Consider the following 15,133-nt stretch of genomic DNA (forward strand, 5'->3'; position numbering starts at 1 on the left):
TTTTATATTTTGATCATTGAAAGCACTTTGATTGTAAAATAAAACCTGATGTAAACATCAGGCTGTTGGTTTGTTTCAATCGGTAAATGATCTTATCGTTCGGTACCAATAAAAAACAGGGCGACTGTCCCCGGGCCGCAATGGGCACCAATGACTGGTTCAATCAGGTGAACCAGAATATCTTCTGTACCAAATTTCTGTTTTATTTTATCAGCCAGATAGAGGGCATCTTCCAGACAATCCCCGTGAGAAATATAAATGGTCTGTCTTTTGGGATCAATGGCGGTTTTTTCCATCTGTTCCAAAAGCACACGAAGAGAATTCTTTCGGCCCCGTACCTTAGATATCGGAATCAAGCGACCATAATCATCCATGTGCATGACCGGTTTAATGCTGAGCACCGTCCCCATGATTGCACTTGAGGCTGACACTCGTCCCCCACGCATCAAAAAAAATAAATCGTCCACAGTAAACCAGTGACAAAGATGCAATCGGTTCTCAATGAGCCAATTATAAACCGAATCAATTGACTGTCCGTCTTCTCGAAGTTTTGCGGCATGGGTTACTAACAGGCCCTCACCAAGGGATGCACCCAGGGTATCGACCGACAAAATTTTAGCATTCGGATACTCTTTTTTCATTTCCTCCAGCACCTGACTACCAGTTTGATAGGTTGCACTGAGGGCAGATGAAAACCCGATATAAAGAAGATCGCTACCTTGGCTGAGAATACGCTCAAATAAATCGCGACAGGTGCCTGAACTCATGCAAGAGGTTGTGATGACTTCTTTATTTCTCATCCGTTTATAAAAATCCGTTAAGTCCGTTCGTTGCCCTTTAACGTAACTCTCATATTCTTCTTCACCGATTCGGTATAAAAGGGATAATATATGCAGGTTATATTGATTGATTAATTCATCTGGCAAATTAGCAGAAGAGTCCGTTACAATTTCAAAACTCATTACTTCAACTCCTTTTTTTAGCGTTGACACCATACTAATACAGAATCAGCGACAAATCAAGCAGAAGCGGTTATTTATATTCCTAAATTTTAATTTGATTCTATACCAAGCAATTATTTAATCACACCTGTATATTTTTATTTTAGTACCTGATTATTCTCGTCTAGCATAAACTTATTAAGCGTTTCCAGATCATCTTCTTCAGCTTTGATCAGCTGCAATGAATTATTCATATTTAGTGTCAACTGAACGAGGTTTTCCCGGTGATTTTTTATAAATTCATTTGAATTTAATGCCTGAATTCTAGCTGCACATTTCTGACTGGCAGTTTTTATGTGCTCATTTAAAGCATCTACCGTATCAGCCAGTTTATTTTTCTCTGCTACTAAATGATTGTTTTCAGTCATTAGTACACTTCTCTCCCGAAGAATATCGTCGTACTGACTTTGTAAGATAGATTTAGCTTCCTGTTTTTGCTCAACAAAAGCGCTTCCCAAATCATTCCCAGTCAGATTTTCTTTTACATAAGTTTCAAGCTCATTATTCAACTCACGCACCATTGTTTTCAATTGATCTAATTGAGCCTTCATTTCCTGGCTTTCCTGTTCATAACTTAGGTATTCCTCAAGTTGCTTTTGTGATTCTCTGGGATCTGTATTGAAAGGTTCAGATTGCTGCGGGTTTTGATTGACGCTCAGTTCACTGATTAACTGACTCAATTCCACATTTTCTCTTTTTAGTTCGTCAATCTGATTTGACATTTCACTTTTTGAACTTTTGCAGAGATTATACATTTCGCCATATTGATCACGCTCCTGTTTTAACATCGTTATCATGGCTGCATATTCTTCAAGCCGATTATTGAAGGATTCCTCAGCACTGCTTAAATTTTCACTTAAATTGTCAATATACTCCGTTACTTGCTTCTTATTGTATCCGCCCATTTCTTTTCCAAAAGATAATTTAGTTTTCGATTTTACGGACTTATCTCTGAGTTCATCTAAGGTTAGTTGTTCGGATTTTTTTGCCATGATTCATCATACCTTTCTAAATTACTGTTTGACAACGAGACGCTGATTGATTTCTAATGAATAGTGCTTACAGGAACCAGACTTCAGCTCCAAGATCCAATATGCTTTTTTGATATGGGGACTAACTTTTCCCGGGTTCATTTCCTGTTCCATATGCAGTATATCTCCGTCCTTTGACAGAAATATCACATCAATCGGAAATTTCATTCCAAAGGTATGAACCTGATTGCATTTTTTTAGTAGCAGTCCCTGGTTTTCAGCCAATCCCGCTGTTCTTAATAAACCGATCAATCGGGTAATAAAACGATCCGCTACTTTCACCTCATCACATAACACCTTATCATTATTTAAAATGCTACAATTTTTCATCTATTATACCCTTTAAGCAAACTGTTTAACAAGCTGTAAAATCGTAGGTCCCAAAAGAACGATAAACAAAACCGGGAGCACGAAAAATACCAGTGGAATCATCATTTTTACCGGTGCTTTCATTGCTTTTTCTTCGGCGCGTTGCCTTCTTTTTATCCGCAATTCTTCCGACTGGGCCTTGAGTACATGATTAATCGGGATCCCTAATTGTTCAGCCTGAATAATTGAGCCCACAAAGGTCTTTAATTCTTCAACCGAATTACGATCAGCCAGACTCTTTAGCGCATCTTTTCGCGGCTTTCCAAAGTTGATTTCGGTATGGACAATATTTAACTCCACCACCAGTACCCCACTTAAACGTTCACCAATTTTAATTAAGGCTGAATCAAAACCCAGCCCAGCTTCCATGGTGACACATAAAATATCCATTATATCCGGTAATTCGTTAGAAATGGCACCTTGACGTTTCTTAATTTTGAGTTTTAAAAAAATCACCGGTAAAACGACCCCTAACAGCATACTAACAAAAACAAATAACAATTCGTTTGCGATATTCCAGCGGGTAAATAAGGTCACAATAAACGCCCCAATAAAAAAGCCTCCAAAAACGACAATCCGAATGGCATTATATTCATTAACGGCAAGTTGCAAACCGGCAAGCTTCAGGTTTGTTTCCGTTTTTTTATTAGTTGCACCGCTTTTTTGGGGAAATAGTGATGATATTTTCTTGATTAGCGATTGATAGACCGGCAGAATAACCCGTTGAAAAAAAGGCTTCTCAAACTCATCATCGAAATCATTTTTAGTTCTTTTTTTAATCGAATTTAGTCTTTTCTTTTTGGTATCAGCGATGCTTGCTTTATTATAAAAAATAATCAGAATCAGCACAAAAAGCAGGGCCGAAACGCTTATTGCTAAAAACATCATTGAATGCCACCTCATTTCAATCATAATTTTATCATTTGACTTAATGCTTAGAATTTGATATTGACAATTTTTCGGATTAACAGGTACCCGATCAGCTCCAGAACCATGGCAACGATAACCATCGCGATACCAAGATTGGATTCAAAGAATATGGTCACATAATCAGGATTGAAAAGCATAAAGACCAGAATAATCACCACCGGCATTAAGCCAACCACAAGACCGGAGGTTCTGGCTGTGGCAGTCAGTACTTTTATCTCATTTTTTATTTTAAACCGCTCCTTGATGGTACCCGAAATATTTGTCAAGATTTCCGAAAGATTACCCCCGGTTTGGCGCTGAATAAGAATCGCTGAAACAATCATCATAAAGTTCTGGCTGCCTATTTTATCTGACAGCCGGGTTAAAGCGGTTTCAATCGAGCTTCCCAACTTTAATTCCTTGACAACCCGGCCAAATTCTTCCGAAATCGGATTTGGCATTTCCGTTGAAATACTGACCAGGGCCTGTTGAAAAGTGAGTCCGGCCTTCAAACAACTGCTCATAATGCTGATGGCATCAATTAGCTGCTGTTCAAACAATTCGACCCGTTTCGCTCTTTTTTTGTTGACATATAAGGGTGGGGCTAATAATCCAAAAACCAATACGATAATTACAAAAATGATATTAGCACCCAGCATAAACAGCAGGGTTGAGGGAACAACGGTCAAGACAAGCCAGAATAGCAGAAATTCTGATGGCCTGATCAGAATTCCCGACATCGACAAGTCGTTTCCCAGTTTTTTAAGAACCTTGTGTTTGGACTTGTCGCGATTTCTTTTAACTTTTTTCAAATTTTCTAAATCTGAATTTCCCTCGCTTGTCATTGCCTCAAATCGCTTTTGCATCTGACGCTGATCGGCAGATATGGCGTACAGTAACAGCAATACCAGAAAGAAAATTGTGATCATAATTAGCAAGGTGACTATTATCGCATTCATTGTATTACCTCGTTAACGTTTCTTTATTCAATAAACCAGTCATCGTTGATCATGACACCATTGTGAGCAATTTTTTCTAAGCATCGGGGTTTTATTCCCATGCTCTTAAACCGGCCCTTAAATTTTCCATCGGTGTCCAATTGTCCTGTCATTTCATAGCTGAAAATGTCCTGCATGACAATTACATCCCCCTCTAATCCAGTGACTTCGGTAATATTGACTACCTTTCGGGTTCCATCGCGGAGCCGCGATTGCTGGATAATGATGTCAATGGCCGAGGTTGTCTGATCCCGGATTGCCCGTAAGGGCAGATCCATTCCTGACATTAAAACCATGGTCTCAATACGCGACAGCGAATCCCGCGGGGTGTTCGCATGGATCGTGGTCAGGGAACCATCATGCCCGGTGTTCATAGCCTGAAGCATATCAATTGTTTCCGCTGATCGGACTTCCCCAACAATGATTCGGTCCGGCCGCATTCGGAGGGCATTAACAACCAATTCCCGAATCGATATCTTGCCTCTTCCTTCCAGGTTGGAGGGGCGGCTTTCTAGCGTGATGACATGATCCTGGATCAACCGCAGTTCAGCCGAGTCTTCAATGGTGATAATCCGTTCGTTATCAGGGATAAAACTGGATAGAACATTCAGCATCGTTGTTTTCCCGCTGCCGGTTCCGCCCGAAACAATGATATTCAGTTTGCCTTTGACACAGGCTTCCAAAAACGATAACATTTTTTTTGAGATCGAACCATAACCCAGCAATTGATCGGTGGTGATCGGTTTTTTTGAGAATTTTCGAATTGTGATGACTGGTCCCACCAACGAAAGCGGCGGAATCACCACATTTACCCGGGAACCGTCTTGCAGCCGGGCATCTACCATCGGGCTTGATTCATCAATGTGCCGGCCCACCGACGAGACAATCCGGTCAATGACATTCATAACATGCTGATTGTCTTTAAAAACGACCTGAGAAAGCTGAATCTTACCATTTTTTTCAATGTACACCCGATTATATCCGTTAACCATAATTTCGGTAATGTCAGGATCATTTAAAAGAACCTCAAGCGGGCCATAACCAATAATCTCATTAAGTAATTCTTCCGTAATGCGGCTGCGATCGAGCCGGTTGACATTCTCCGCTTCAACGGTCATGACATTTTCCAGGATTCTTAATATTTCAATGGCATTTTCTTTGCCGACCTTTTCAACCTTGTTACTGTTGATTTCATTAATCACTTCCTGATGAACTCTGTTCTTCAGATCCTGATGAATGTCAACATGAAAAACTTCCTGTTTTCCTTCTTCCTGGGCCTTGTCTTTTTCTCCCAGCCGTTGTTGTTCCATTCTTTCCAAAAGTCCCATTTTTTACCTCATCTATTGATTCTTATTAACTGACCCGATGGTCAATGGTATTAACGACATAATTAGCAAGTTTTTTAAGATCTTTGCCGACTTCTGATTTTGGCGCGTCCAAAACAATCGGAATTCCCTTGTTATGAGCGGTCGTCGCCGTCTTAAAATCAAAAGTAATGGTATTTTTAACCGACTCATTTAAAACCCGTTGCATATCTTTTAAACTGATCAGTCCCTTTGTTAGACGGTTGATCACTAATTCTGTTTTTTCTTTCTGCTGCAGCGACTCAAGAATATTGAGGGTGATTTTGGTATTGCGCAAAGTTGAGATATCCTGAACCGAAATCAATAGGATCAGGTTTGAATTCTCAAAAGCAGTCATGGTAATGTCACTAAACACCGGGGCTGTATCAATCAGAATATAATCATAAAAGGGTCGCATCGTGCTGATCATGGTTTCGATATTTTTTGGCGTCACATATTCGGCATACTCTGGACTCTTTGGTGCGCAGATAATGCTGACCCCCGAAAAATGCAAAGCCATCATCCGCTTAATGGCATCAATGTCCCCGGCATCATTACCCTGGGATAATTCAGAAATAGTATCCTTCGGGTCAATATCAAAATAAACATTGACATCCCCAAATTGAAGATCGGCATCAATAATTGCTACTTTCTTGCCCATTTTTGCCAGTGAGACGGCTAAATTTACCGTGAGCGTCGTTCTGCCAATCCCGCCTTTCGCACCAAATACCGTGATGATCCGGGATTGCATGTTATTTGATGCGGCAATATCAGAATTTTCCATCCGGGATTTTTCCATGTAGTGGGCTAATTCAATATTTTCTGCCAATGTCTCGGTATCAATCGGGAACTGCAGTACTTTTCTTATGCCAGCCAGCATGACTTTTTCAATCATACTCACATCAAAACTGTCACATAACAGGATTACTGCACAACCGGGAATTTTAATATAGATCTTTTCAGCCAAATTAATGGCCGCTTTGTAGTCGTTCTCGCACTGAATAATCATCACATGGGGTTTTAAACTAATAGATTTTTCCAGAGCATTTTCATCCAACTTTGAAAACCCGATAAATGCGAGCGTGTCGTTTCGTAGCAGGCTCTTAATTTCATAGATCCGATTGTCATTGTTTCCGACAATCATTACTTTTATCTTTTCCATCGGTTCACCCCATTTCATTCTTTAACTATTTAGCAAGTTTTCGGTCGGTTTATTAAAATGTTACGGTATAAAGGGTCGCGGGCCTAAAATTGTGTTGTCAACTGGGGATCTTAGAACCAGGAGATATTTAGGCGTTTGATCAATTGATAGCGCATAGGTTATTTTTTCTACGTCGCTTGCCGGAACAGAAACCGTAACCGAGGTGTACTCCCCGCCGCTATCGCCTGCGCTGCTTGGTCCAATCTTCAAAATTTCAATGTTTTCGACGACATACTCAGAAACAATTGTTTTATCATTTTTTATCCAGATGGTAACAAGATCGACACGATCACCTTTTGTTAAATAACCACCCACACCCTTTTCTTCATCAACCAGGATCGTTATTCCCCGATAATTTGGTTCAATGGAATAAGACAGATTATTGTTTTCCTGGTTGGTATCGCTTAACCGAGTTGTCAGAATCTGTTCATTGGCTTCAATGTTTTCTTTGGTAATCCGGCCTAAAACATCTTCCAGATTGGCAATTGCCAATTGATGCACCATTTCAACGGGAATCTCTGCGGTTTTTAGCATTTCTTTTTCAATAACGGTGCCTTTGGGAATCGTCTTTATCGCTAAAACAACCGCTTGAGTTTCCTGGTTCTTTCCTTTTTCCAGCGAAGTAGCAAACTGAAAAACGGCAAATCCGGTAATCAATGATACAATCAAGGCGATTATGATGAGTTTTTTCATAAATTTCTCCATTCGACTGATTAATGGTTTATATTAATATATACCCATAATTTAATTAATAATTATTCTGACAGGATCAAATTATATAATCCAAAATCTCCTTCTGTGCCTTCCCCGACATTGCTTCCCGAAGAGGCGCCATTTGATACCATATTTAAGAATGATCCAGTAATATAACCATCATTCGTCTGGTTTTCCAGAAGAAATGCGGCAAAGCCCTCCACCACCACTGTTTTTTTATCGACGCCAAAGGAATAAACGGGAACCTTGACAATTCTCGGACAAGACGCCTCAAAGTTCTCTGTGGTACAGCCATCACCGCCACTGAGAGCTCCAAAATGGGTACAGGATGCATACCGTTCCTCAAAGCCCTGATAGGTGGGACCCACCATATTTCCACTTTCTTCCAACAGCACGTCACCTACGCTGATTTCGCCAGCATAACCCTGGGTAATCCAGATTCGATAGTCGCTGGCTCCGCCCCCTTGTCCATCAAGATCCAGGGCACCAAAGAATGAGGTTGAGCCGCTTTGGATGCCATATTTTAAGGTAACATGAGTCAGGTTGTTGCTGGCAATTCGGGCATCCATTTCTTCTTTGGTCAAACCAATGGGGGCAACCCCACTGGTTCGGATGACCGGAGAAAGTTTTGCGACAGCACTTCTTGAAAGATCAAGATAGTCAATCCCAAATATTTTGGCAAAATACATGGGGACAGTGTTATCAACGGTTACCCGTATTTCCGTGTATTGGCCATTGCTGATTTTACCTAAAACAATATCGTCTTGCGTTAAATCTTCAAATCCATTCAGGCTGGTATAATCAACGGCACTATTTTTTATCTGATTGACCTTTACCGTATTGCCGGTTTCAATGGGTAGCAACCGTCCCGCTGAATACACCGCCGCATCGGCCGCTTTTTGCTGTTCCCCGGTGCTTAAATAGGCCAATCCCAGATCGATCACCAATGCCAATATTCCAAATATAAAAACCATCGATACGGCTACAATAATCAATGCGTCGCCATGTTCTTCATTTTCTATCCTTTTAAAAGGTCGGTATTTATTGAAAACTTCGATTAATTTTTTCATTTACTCTACCTTCATGGTACAGGATGAAGAAAGATTCATGGTTTCACCCTGGACGAAAACACCGACAATTGGTGTTAGAATAGCAATATCATCGCTAATCTCAATTACCACATCTCCAAGACGAGGGTTTGAGACATTCGTAAAAGTAATGTCGATATCAACTGTACTGGCAATGTTCTCCGGAGCAATCGTCCGGATATGCTCTTCAATTGCTGTTTTACTGGTTGAATTAACGATCGCATAGCGTGCACCCTCTCGGGAGGCATAATCAATACTATTCTGGTTCATAAACAACCAACCAAAATCGATGATTCCACACAAAATCATAATCAAAATTGGCAAGGTTAATGCAAGCTCAACAATGGCCTGTCCGTCTTCTTTTTTTATTTTTTTGATTATGTTTGCAAACATTTTCCCTCCCCGATCATTTATAAAAATGATCTTATTATTAAGTCCTTTTGAACCCAACCTATGTCAATTGTTGAATTCATTAAAAAAGGCATATTGATTACGTCTGACAGAAATCTCTACTCTGACGTTGCCAATATGCCACTAGTTTCTTCACCGCAAACGCAATAACTACCAATAGATTTTATAATGCTAATTGGGTTCCAATATCCGTAAAGAATTGGCCAATTTGTGGTCCTAATAACCAGATAGCAGCAATGGCTGCCAAGGCGATCCCGGCAATGATTAATCCATATTCAACCAAACCCTGTCCATCTTCTTCCCTCATCATGTTTGTAAACAAATTTTTCATTTTAGTTCTCCTTTTAATTTTTTTGTGTTCGTTTTGTCAGTTGTGTGCACTATTGCTTTTTCTAAAGTGCCAACTGAGTTCCAATATCCGTAAAGAATTGACCAATCTGTGGTCCTAACAACCAAATTGCGGCAATTGCGGCTAATGCGATCCCGGCAATGATTAATCCATATTCAACCAAACCCTGTCCATCTTCTTCTTTCATCATTCGTACAAATACGCTTTTCATTTTATTTTCTCCTTTTAATATATTATTTATTAGTCTAACTAATAAGTTCTGTCATGCTGCTAATTGAGTGCCGATGTCAGTAAACATTTGGCCGATTTGTGGTCCTAATAACCAGATGGCAGCAATAGCAGCTAGTGCGATCCCCGTTATGATTAGTCCATATTCAACCAGCCCCTGTCCGTCCTCTGTTCTAATTATCCTTGACAATGCATTTTTCATTTCTTTTTTCTCCCTTAATAATTGTTGATTAAATTTCGTAATCGTTAACATTTATTTTCAATCCTTAAAATAACATTCCAAATTCAAATAGATGATCGTTTGCATTTATAAGATTTATAACTAAAACTGAGACAAAACCGGATGCCATAAACGGTCCCAAGGCAACCTTTGATTTTAAATTACCTTTTCTTCTGATAATCAGATAAATTGTGTAGATCATCAAAAAGAATGTCATAATCATAATTGCCGATATAATGCCATATACCCCTAAACAAAAACCAACTGCCGCTGCATATTTTACGTCTCCCCAACCAGCACCCTTTCCGATCATTGCTGGTAAGAAGAAAATAATAAAACCAATCACTAAACCAAAAATATTCATCCCGATACTTGTAATGGGTTACCTTGTTATGACAAAGGCTCCACCGACGAAGATGGTCATTAATACCAGTTCGTTGGGGATTTTTTTTATGCTGATGTCTACTACCGAAAGAATGATACAGATTGAAAAGAGCATCATATATTCCAGTGTTTTTGCTTCAAGTCCATTCAGTTTTACAAAGACTAACCAAACAAATGCATTCATTATCGCCCAAAAGATTGTTTTTGAAACACTGCCTGAAAATTGAGGGTGCTTCAGAATATTAACTCTTTGCTTGATCAAGTATACAGAAGATTTTTCCATCAAAGCGCCAACGACAGCTCCGGTTAATAAAACCAGTACAGTTATTGCAAATTGGTTCATCAGCTCACCTCCAGTAATTTTTGGTAATAAAAAAGCAACGATTTACGCGTTGCACTAAAGGCGAATTAAATACACCTAAAATCTGCAACTGGCTGTCATATAAAAAATTATTTAGACCCTATAGCTTTGCGTCCTCACCTTTCGGTAAGTTTGCCGAATATTAAATTGTCCAACAGGAGAAAACTAGAATAAAAAAACAACGCTCTGACACGTTGCACTAAATACACCATATAATGATGTTATCTTGCAACTGGCTGTCATATAAAAAATTACTTAGACCCTAAAGCTTTGCGTCCTTACCTTTCGATAAGTTTGCTAAATATTCTATTGAGATCATGATAGTTCATTGTATTTGATATGTCAAGAGAATTATTTGCTATATTTTAAATACCGAGCATATTAAAGAGTAATATTTTGCACATTATTTTTTATTTGTCATACTAAACATAAAGATACGAATTCATTATGTTCGTCGATGTTTCTCAACATTCATTCGATTATCCTTAAATTATGTTGCATCTAATTGTTATATAGTTATCAATATTATCTTTTATTATGATAATCTAATATTATTGCCATTCTTTAGAAATGTTAATTTTTAATGCTGCAAATACTTAAGCCATCGAAAAAAAAAACACGCTAACCTCAGAGATGATTTTATAGTTATAATTTTTACATAAATACATTTGTTCGCCTTGTTGTATTCCCTCTAAAAAATACTTAATAAATAATTAAGTATTTGACACAGAAAGCAGACTGTGTTACATTTTGATTATGTTAGCAACATCTAACATATATTTAAACTGGAGGTTATCTTATGAGCATTGTTATCATTGGCGGAAATGATCGTATGATTTATCAATATAAAGACCTATGTAAAGAGTATAACTGCCGTGCCAAGGTATTCACTCAAATGCAGGGTGCCCTGAAAAAGAAAATCGGAGTTCCTGATCTAATCGTATTATTTACTGGAACCGTCTCTCATAAAATGGTTAACTGTGCGACCTTTGAAGCGAAAAGACTTAACTTGCCGCTCGCTCGATCGCATACAAGTAGCTTATCTGCATTACGTAGCATTTTAGATGAGCACTGTTCTGTGTGCGAAAAACGGGACAAGTGCCATTTAAAAACGATATCCCGCGGAGTGTAACAATGAGTACTTTTGAGGAAGAAATTATCCGACACTGCTCTCCAACTCTAGCTGGAATCAAAACTGGGAATTTATTTAGCTATTCTTTCGATGATCACGATCAGTTGATTAATCAAATCACCAATTGGAACAATACTTTGAATGCTCGTGGAGTTTATTTTGAACGATTAAAAACCAATCGAAATCGTGTTCTTCTGTACGTCTACCGTAAAAATAGACTTAACCGTGACCTCTCATGTCCCAAAGTCGAACGTTTTTTAAACAAAATTGGCTATCCAACAGGGGATCTTGAATCGTGTTTGGCATTTTTATCAGAACGCATTCACGACTCAGCAGATTTCCCCCATGAAATTGGCTTGTTCTTGAGCTATCCTTTTGAAGATGTAGAAGGCTTTATCCAAAACGAAGGAAAAAACTGTAAACATTGCGGTTACTGGAAAGTCTATTGTAATGCGAACGAAAAAATTAAACTTTTCAGCAAATATAAAAAATGCGCGACAAAATATTATCAATGCCTTCTCAAGGGATCTTCGATCATACGTTTAACAGTAGCCGCGTAAGAATTTCTTAGACATTTTGACTTATTTTAGGCAATAGGTTTAAGTGATTTTTCTTCTTTATTGATTACGACAGCTTCTTTGGGACTTAAGCATTTCTGAATACAATATTTCTTAATTAATTCATAATCAAAAATATAGTAATAGAGCGTATCTTCAATCAGCTCCCACAATGATTATTTAATTCCGAATAATCTCAATTTTATAACCATCCGGATCAGTTATAAAATAATAACGGGGTTTCCCATCGCCACTCAGTCCTTTTAGCGGTGTTGGCTTATAGCCCTTTGCTTCGTGAGTTGCAAAAGACGCCTCAAGATCATCAACGAGCACCGCTAAATGACCATAGGCCGTCCCCAAATCATAAGGGAGTGCTTGCCCATAGTTAAAGGTCAGTTCCAACTGATGGCTGTTAGAACGGCCATCCCCTAAAAACACCAAGGTGAATTCATAAGTTGGTTCGTCCCGTCGCTTCACTTCCTCAAATCCTAGTGCTTCTTTGTAAAACGCTAAAGATCGTTCCAAATCCAATACCCGAATCATCGTATGTGCCATTTTGTAATTTCCCATAATAGTCTCCTTATAACTTAATTTATTCCTATATCACTTTCTGTATCACTTTTTTTAATATTTCAGCTAAGCTCTCTACAACCTCTGGATCGTAGTGAGATATCTGTCCATATCGTCATCCTTCTTCCGTTGCATTTAGACACTTTTCAGGCTCCAGAATCCCTTGTCATAACATTTCTACGCTAAACATTTAGTGGTGCTCACCGGCACATCCTTCGGTACCTTCGAAATTTCTAAGCAACGGCAAGGTCCGTTTCTTCATCAATTCCAGGACTTCCCAACCGGAATGACCGGCTCCAAGAAACCGGGTCAAGCAAGCGTCAGCCAAAAGATCAAAGGCCGATTGACTTTTGAAGTTACCAGTGATAATTCCTTCACAGTTCAAATCAATGATTCTTTGAGCCAGCTGCTCTGCTGTTAAATCCTCAATTTTTTCAATTGACTCGATCGCAGTCTCTGACCGTCGGACCACCAATAAATACTGGCTGGTATCAAATTCAGAAGCAACCGATGACTCCAGTTCTTTTCCATTCATAGTCATTGCAATTTTCATATTTATCTCCAATCTTTTTAATTTGTTAACGTATTTTTTTAATTCAGAGGGGTGAGCATGGTTTTATAAAAGGCATAAGCTTTGGAAGATTTTCCAATGCAGTAACCGATATAATGATCCAACAGATCATTTATTTTTATCACCTCGACGGTGCTTACTTCCCGATCTTTTAGCTGTTTGATCGGCTGTCCTAAAAAATCCCGGAGTAGTTTTAACATCGTGGGGCTCAGCTTATAGAGGTATCCCTCGGTTGGTTCCTGACAGTCACTGCAAATGACCCCATTGTTTTCAATGCTGAAGAGGCTTAAATCTTGATCATTCTGACACATCATACATGTTTTTAGACCTGGGCGGTAGCCTAAATAACTAACTAGTTTCATTTGAAAGGCGCCCACCAGAACCAGGTCGTTTTTTGCTGTTCCAGCTGATATATAAAACAATACGTGAAGGAGTAGTTTTAAAATTTCCGGGCTTTTCTGAAAAAATTCATAGGCATTATACATCAGATCCAGTAAATAAGAAGCCAAGGCCATTTTAGTCAGATCATTCCGCAATGGATAAAAGGCCTCAATTAAATTGGACTGATTGATGATGCCAAAATTCTTACCGGGATAATAAACAAATTCACTATAGGCAAAGATCTGGGTGCTGGCCAGAAGGCCACTTTTCTGACGTCGGACACCACGGGCAATACATTGAATCTTACCATCATCTTCGGTGAAGATGGTCAGAATTTTATCCTGTTCTTTATAGGGCTGTTCTTTAATGACCAGTCCTTTTGTTTTAATCAGAGCCATAATTCTCCCAACTAGAGGATTTATTCAAAATAGCCTAAATCTTTCAAATCAAAATTCTTATCCCGCCAATCGGATCGCACCTTTACCCATAACTGTAGATTGATCTGCGATTTCAGAAAAAACTCAATATCTTTCCGGGCTTGAGTACCAATTTTGGTCAGCATGGAGCCACCTTTGCCGATCAGGATGCCCTTGTGAGTTTTTCGCTCACAGAAAATGGTGGCTTCAATGTCAATGGTATCCTTTCCCTTACGGGGTTTCATGGTGGTAACTTCCACCGCAATGCCGTGGGGAACCTCATCATTTAAAAGGTTCAGAAGTTTTTCGCGGATCAATTCCTGAACAATCCAACGCTCTGATTGGTCAATGATCATATCGGCCGGGAAAAACATCGGACCCGGACTAAGCAGTCCAGTAATAAGTTTCAAAAGCTCTTTAACCCCATCTCCCGAAACCGCGGAAATGGGAATGATTGCGTTGAGAAAATCATATTTTTGATAAGCCGCAATGGTGATTAAAACATCCTCTTTGGGAAGTAGATCAATTTTATTGATCACTAAGATAACCGGTGTCTTACTGGCTTTTAGTTTTTCCAGAATATACTGATCCCCAGGTCCGATTTTTGTTTCCGGCTCGACCAGATATAAAACCACATCCACATCGGATACAGTATTTTCCGCGGCTTTTTGCATGTAGTCACCTAACCGGTTTTTGGGTCGGTGCATCCCCGGGGTATCAATAAAAACCATCTGGGCCTGTTCATCGGTATAAATGCAACGGATAGCATTTCGGGTCGTTTGTGGTTTAGCTGAGGTAATCACCAGCTTTTCTCCCATTATATTATTAAGCAAGGTCGATTTCCCCACATTTGGGCGACCGACGATGCTGATAAATCCGGATTTAAAGTTTTCGTTCAT

The 15,133-nt window shown here is 39.2% G+C and carries 21 protein-coding genes and 2 riboswitches; of the genes, 2 read left to right on the forward strand and 19 right to left on the reverse strand.

What is annotated here, in order from left to right; translation table 11 throughout:
- Positions 1 to 92 precede the first annotated feature (92 nt).
- The 15 genes from U2P91_RS06435 to U2P91_RS06505 all read right to left on the reverse strand — a co-directional run bounded on the left by U2P91_RS06435 (position 93) and on the right by U2P91_RS06505 (position 10,589).
- Positions 93 to 962, reverse strand: coding sequence for a DegV family protein (locus tag U2P91_RS06435; protein ID WP_111886950.1), 870 nt, complete (start codon positions 960 to 962; stop codon positions 93 to 95).
- Positions 963 to 1,099: 137 nt separating this feature from the next.
- The gene (locus U2P91_RS06440) at positions 1,100 to 1,993 is read right to left on the reverse strand and encodes a hypothetical protein (protein ID WP_111886951.1); all 894 of its coding nucleotides are present in this window, start codon (positions 1,991 to 1,993) and stop codon (positions 1,100 to 1,102) included.
- Positions 1,994 to 2,014: 21 nt separating this feature from the next.
- A complete protein-coding gene (locus tag U2P91_RS06445) occupies positions 2,015 to 2,362 on the reverse strand; it encodes a DUF192 domain-containing protein (protein WP_111886952.1) in 348 nt (115 codons plus the stop codon).
- A gap of 12 nt (positions 2,363 to 2,374) precedes the next feature.
- Positions 2,375 to 3,289, reverse strand: a complete 915-nt coding sequence (locus U2P91_RS06450; RefSeq protein ID WP_162624394.1) for a type II secretion system F family protein — start codon at positions 3,287 to 3,289, stop codon at positions 2,375 to 2,377.
- A gap of 47 nt (positions 3,290 to 3,336) precedes the next feature.
- Positions 3,337 to 4,269 carry a type II secretion system F family protein gene (locus tag U2P91_RS06455; RefSeq protein ID WP_111886954.1) on the reverse strand — a complete coding sequence of 311 codons (933 nt, stop codon included), beginning with the start codon at positions 4,267 to 4,269 and terminating at the stop codon, positions 3,337 to 3,339.
- A 23-nt stretch (positions 4,270 to 4,292) separates the two neighbouring features.
- Positions 4,293 to 5,636 (reverse strand): CpaF family protein, encoded by a 1,344-nt coding sequence (locus tag U2P91_RS06460; protein ID WP_111886955.1) that lies wholly within the window; start codon positions 5,634 to 5,636, stop codon positions 4,293 to 4,295.
- A 25-nt stretch (positions 5,637 to 5,661) separates the two neighbouring features.
- Positions 5,662 to 6,813 carry an AAA family ATPase gene (locus U2P91_RS06465; RefSeq protein WP_305781828.1) on the reverse strand — a complete coding sequence of 384 codons (1,152 nt, stop codon included), beginning with the start codon at positions 6,811 to 6,813 and terminating at the stop codon, positions 5,662 to 5,664.
- A 60-nt stretch (positions 6,814 to 6,873) separates the two neighbouring features.
- Positions 6,874 to 7,545 carry a Flp pilus assembly protein CpaB gene (gene cpaB, locus U2P91_RS06470; protein ID WP_162624395.1) on the reverse strand — a complete coding sequence of 224 codons (672 nt, stop codon included), beginning with the start codon at positions 7,543 to 7,545 and terminating at the stop codon, positions 6,874 to 6,876.
- 62 nt (positions 7,546 to 7,607) lie between these two features.
- A complete protein-coding gene (locus U2P91_RS06475; RefSeq protein ID WP_111886958.1) occupies positions 7,608 to 8,636 on the reverse strand; it encodes a Tad domain-containing protein in 1,029 nt (342 codons plus the stop codon).
- Positions 8,637 to 9,047, reverse strand: coding sequence for a TadE/TadG family type IV pilus assembly protein (locus U2P91_RS06480; protein ID WP_111886959.1), 411 nt, complete (start codon positions 9,045 to 9,047; stop codon positions 8,637 to 8,639).
- Between the two features lie 181 nt (positions 9,048 to 9,228).
- On the reverse strand, positions 9,229 to 9,396 hold the full coding sequence (locus U2P91_RS06485) for a Flp family type IVb pilin (protein WP_111886960.1): 168 nt from the start codon (positions 9,394 to 9,396) through the stop codon (positions 9,229 to 9,231).
- Between the two features lie 61 nt (positions 9,397 to 9,457).
- Positions 9,458 to 9,625: a Flp family type IVb pilin gene (locus tag U2P91_RS06490; protein ID WP_111886961.1), complete on the reverse strand. Its 168-nt coding sequence runs from the start codon at positions 9,623 to 9,625 to the stop codon at positions 9,458 to 9,460.
- 51 nt (positions 9,626 to 9,676) lie between these two features.
- Positions 9,677 to 9,895 (reverse strand): Flp family type IVb pilin, encoded by a 219-nt coding sequence (locus U2P91_RS06495; RefSeq protein WP_242988588.1) that lies wholly within the window; start codon positions 9,893 to 9,895, stop codon positions 9,677 to 9,679.
- A 13-nt stretch (positions 9,896 to 9,908) separates the two neighbouring features.
- Positions 9,909 to 10,226, reverse strand: coding sequence for a hypothetical protein (locus tag U2P91_RS06500; RefSeq protein ID WP_111886962.1), 318 nt, complete (start codon positions 10,224 to 10,226; stop codon positions 9,909 to 9,911).
- A gap of 18 nt (positions 10,227 to 10,244) precedes the next feature.
- Positions 10,245 to 10,589, reverse strand: a complete 345-nt coding sequence (locus tag U2P91_RS06505) for a hypothetical protein (RefSeq protein WP_111886963.1) — start codon at positions 10,587 to 10,589, stop codon at positions 10,245 to 10,247.
- An 80-nt stretch (positions 10,590 to 10,669) separates the two neighbouring features.
- Positions 10,670 to 10,754, reverse strand: a riboswitch (cyclic di-GMP riboswitch).
- A gap of 77 nt (positions 10,755 to 10,831) precedes the next feature.
- Positions 10,832 to 10,916: riboswitch (cyclic di-GMP riboswitch) on the reverse strand.
- Between the two features lie 490 nt (positions 10,917 to 11,406).
- On the opposite strand from U2P91_RS06505, the gene U2P91_RS06510 reads away from it, so the two are divergent.
- On the forward strand, positions 11,407 to 11,739 hold the full coding sequence (locus U2P91_RS06510; RefSeq protein ID WP_111886964.1) for a DUF2325 domain-containing protein: 333 nt from the start codon (positions 11,407 to 11,409) through the stop codon (positions 11,737 to 11,739).
- A gap of 2 nt (positions 11,740 to 11,741) precedes the next feature.
- Positions 11,742 to 12,299, forward strand: a complete 558-nt coding sequence (locus U2P91_RS06515; RefSeq protein ID WP_111886965.1) for a DUF3793 family protein — start codon at positions 11,742 to 11,744, stop codon at positions 12,297 to 12,299.
- Between the two features lie 177 nt (positions 12,300 to 12,476).
- On the opposite strand, the gene U2P91_RS06520 is transcribed toward U2P91_RS06515, so the two are convergent.
- From U2P91_RS06520 to era, 4 genes are all read right to left on the reverse strand, one after another.
- Positions 12,477 to 12,866, reverse strand: coding sequence for a VOC family protein (locus tag U2P91_RS06520; RefSeq protein ID WP_111886966.1), 390 nt, complete (start codon positions 12,864 to 12,866; stop codon positions 12,477 to 12,479).
- A gap of 190 nt (positions 12,867 to 13,056) precedes the next feature.
- Positions 13,057 to 13,419 carry a NifB/NifX family molybdenum-iron cluster-binding protein gene (locus U2P91_RS06525; RefSeq protein WP_111886967.1) on the reverse strand — a complete coding sequence of 121 codons (363 nt, stop codon included), beginning with the start codon at positions 13,417 to 13,419 and terminating at the stop codon, positions 13,057 to 13,059.
- A 38-nt stretch (positions 13,420 to 13,457) separates the two neighbouring features.
- Positions 13,458 to 14,216 carry a DNA repair protein RecO gene (gene recO / locus U2P91_RS06530; protein ID WP_111886968.1) on the reverse strand — a complete coding sequence of 253 codons (759 nt, stop codon included), beginning with the start codon at positions 14,214 to 14,216 and terminating at the stop codon, positions 13,458 to 13,460.
- A gap of 20 nt (positions 14,217 to 14,236) precedes the next feature.
- A complete protein-coding gene (gene era / locus U2P91_RS06535) occupies positions 14,237 to 15,133 on the reverse strand; it encodes a GTPase Era (protein WP_111886969.1) in 897 nt (298 codons plus the stop codon).

Source organism: Acetobacterium sp. K1/6 (assembly GCF_034438075.1).
Classification (GTDB): domain Bacteria; phylum Bacillota; class Clostridia; order Eubacteriales; family Eubacteriaceae; genus Acetobacterium; species Acetobacterium carbinolicum.

What these genes read in the sequence shown, in the direction of transcription:
- U2P91_RS06435 (WP_111886950.1), bottom strand. Translation starts at nt 962, where the DNA reads ATGAGTTTTGAAATTGTAACGGACTCTTCTGCTAATTTGCCAGATGAA.
- U2P91_RS06440 (WP_111886951.1), bottom strand. Translation starts at nt 1,993, where the DNA reads ATGGCAAAAAAATCCGAACAACTAACCTTAGATGAACTCAGAGATAAG.
- U2P91_RS06445 (WP_111886952.1), bottom strand. Translation starts at nt 2,362, where the DNA reads ATGAAAAATTGTAGCATTTTAAATAATGATAAGGTGTTATGTGATGAG.
- U2P91_RS06450 (WP_162624394.1), bottom strand. Translation starts at nt 3,289, where the DNA reads ATGATGTTTTTAGCAATAAGCGTTTCGGCCCTGCTTTTTGTGCTGATT.
- U2P91_RS06455 (WP_111886954.1), bottom strand. Translation starts at nt 4,269, where the DNA reads ATGAATGCGATAATAGTCACCTTGCTAATTATGATCACAATTTTCTTT.
- U2P91_RS06460 (WP_111886955.1), bottom strand. Translation starts at nt 5,636, where the DNA reads ATGGGACTTTTGGAAAGAATGGAACAACAACGGCTGGGAGAAAAAGAC.
- U2P91_RS06465 (WP_305781828.1), bottom strand. Translation starts at nt 6,813, where the DNA reads ATGGAAAAGATAAAAGTAATGATTGTCGGAAACAATGACAATCGGATC.
- cpaB (WP_162624395.1), bottom strand. Translation starts at nt 7,545, where the DNA reads ATGAAAAAACTCATCATAATCGCCTTGATTGTATCATTGATTACCGGA.
- U2P91_RS06475 (WP_111886958.1), bottom strand. Translation starts at nt 8,636, where the DNA reads ATGAAAAAATTAATCGAAGTTTTCAATAAATACCGACCTTTTAAAAGG.
- U2P91_RS06480 (WP_111886959.1), bottom strand. Translation starts at nt 9,047, where the DNA reads ATGTTTGCAAACATAATCAAAAAAATAAAAAAAGAAGACGGACAGGCC.
- U2P91_RS06485 (WP_111886960.1), bottom strand. Translation starts at nt 9,396, where the DNA reads ATGAAAAATTTGTTTACAAACATGATGAGGGAAGAAGATGGACAGGGT.
- U2P91_RS06490 (WP_111886961.1), bottom strand. Translation starts at nt 9,625, where the DNA reads ATGAAAAGCGTATTTGTACGAATGATGAAAGAAGAAGATGGACAGGGT.
- U2P91_RS06495 (WP_242988588.1), bottom strand. Translation starts at nt 9,895, where the DNA reads ATGTTAACGATTACGAAATTTAATCAACAATTATTAAGGGAGAAAAAA.
- U2P91_RS06500 (WP_111886962.1), bottom strand. Translation starts at nt 10,226, where the DNA reads ATGAATATTTTTGGTTTAGTGATTGGTTTTATTATTTTCTTCTTACCA.
- U2P91_RS06505 (WP_111886963.1), bottom strand. Translation starts at nt 10,589, where the DNA reads ATGAACCAATTTGCAATAACTGTACTGGTTTTATTAACCGGAGCTGTC.
- U2P91_RS06510 (WP_111886964.1), top strand. Translation starts at nt 11,407, where the DNA reads ATGAGCATTGTTATCATTGGCGGAAATGATCGTATGATTTATCAATAT.
- U2P91_RS06515 (WP_111886965.1), top strand. Translation starts at nt 11,742, where the DNA reads ATGAGTACTTTTGAGGAAGAAATTATCCGACACTGCTCTCCAACTCTA.
- U2P91_RS06520 (WP_111886966.1), bottom strand. Translation starts at nt 12,866, where the DNA reads ATGGGAAATTACAAAATGGCACATACGATGATTCGGGTATTGGATTTG.
- U2P91_RS06525 (WP_111886967.1), bottom strand. Translation starts at nt 13,419, where the DNA reads ATGAAAATTGCAATGACTATGAATGGAAAAGAACTGGAGTCATCGGTT.
- recO (WP_111886968.1), bottom strand. Translation starts at nt 14,216, where the DNA reads ATGGCTCTGATTAAAACAAAAGGACTGGTCATTAAAGAACAGCCCTAT.
- era (WP_111886969.1), bottom strand. Translation starts at nt 15,133, where the DNA reads ATGAACGAAAACTTTAAATCCGGATTTATCAGCATCGTCGGTCGCCCA.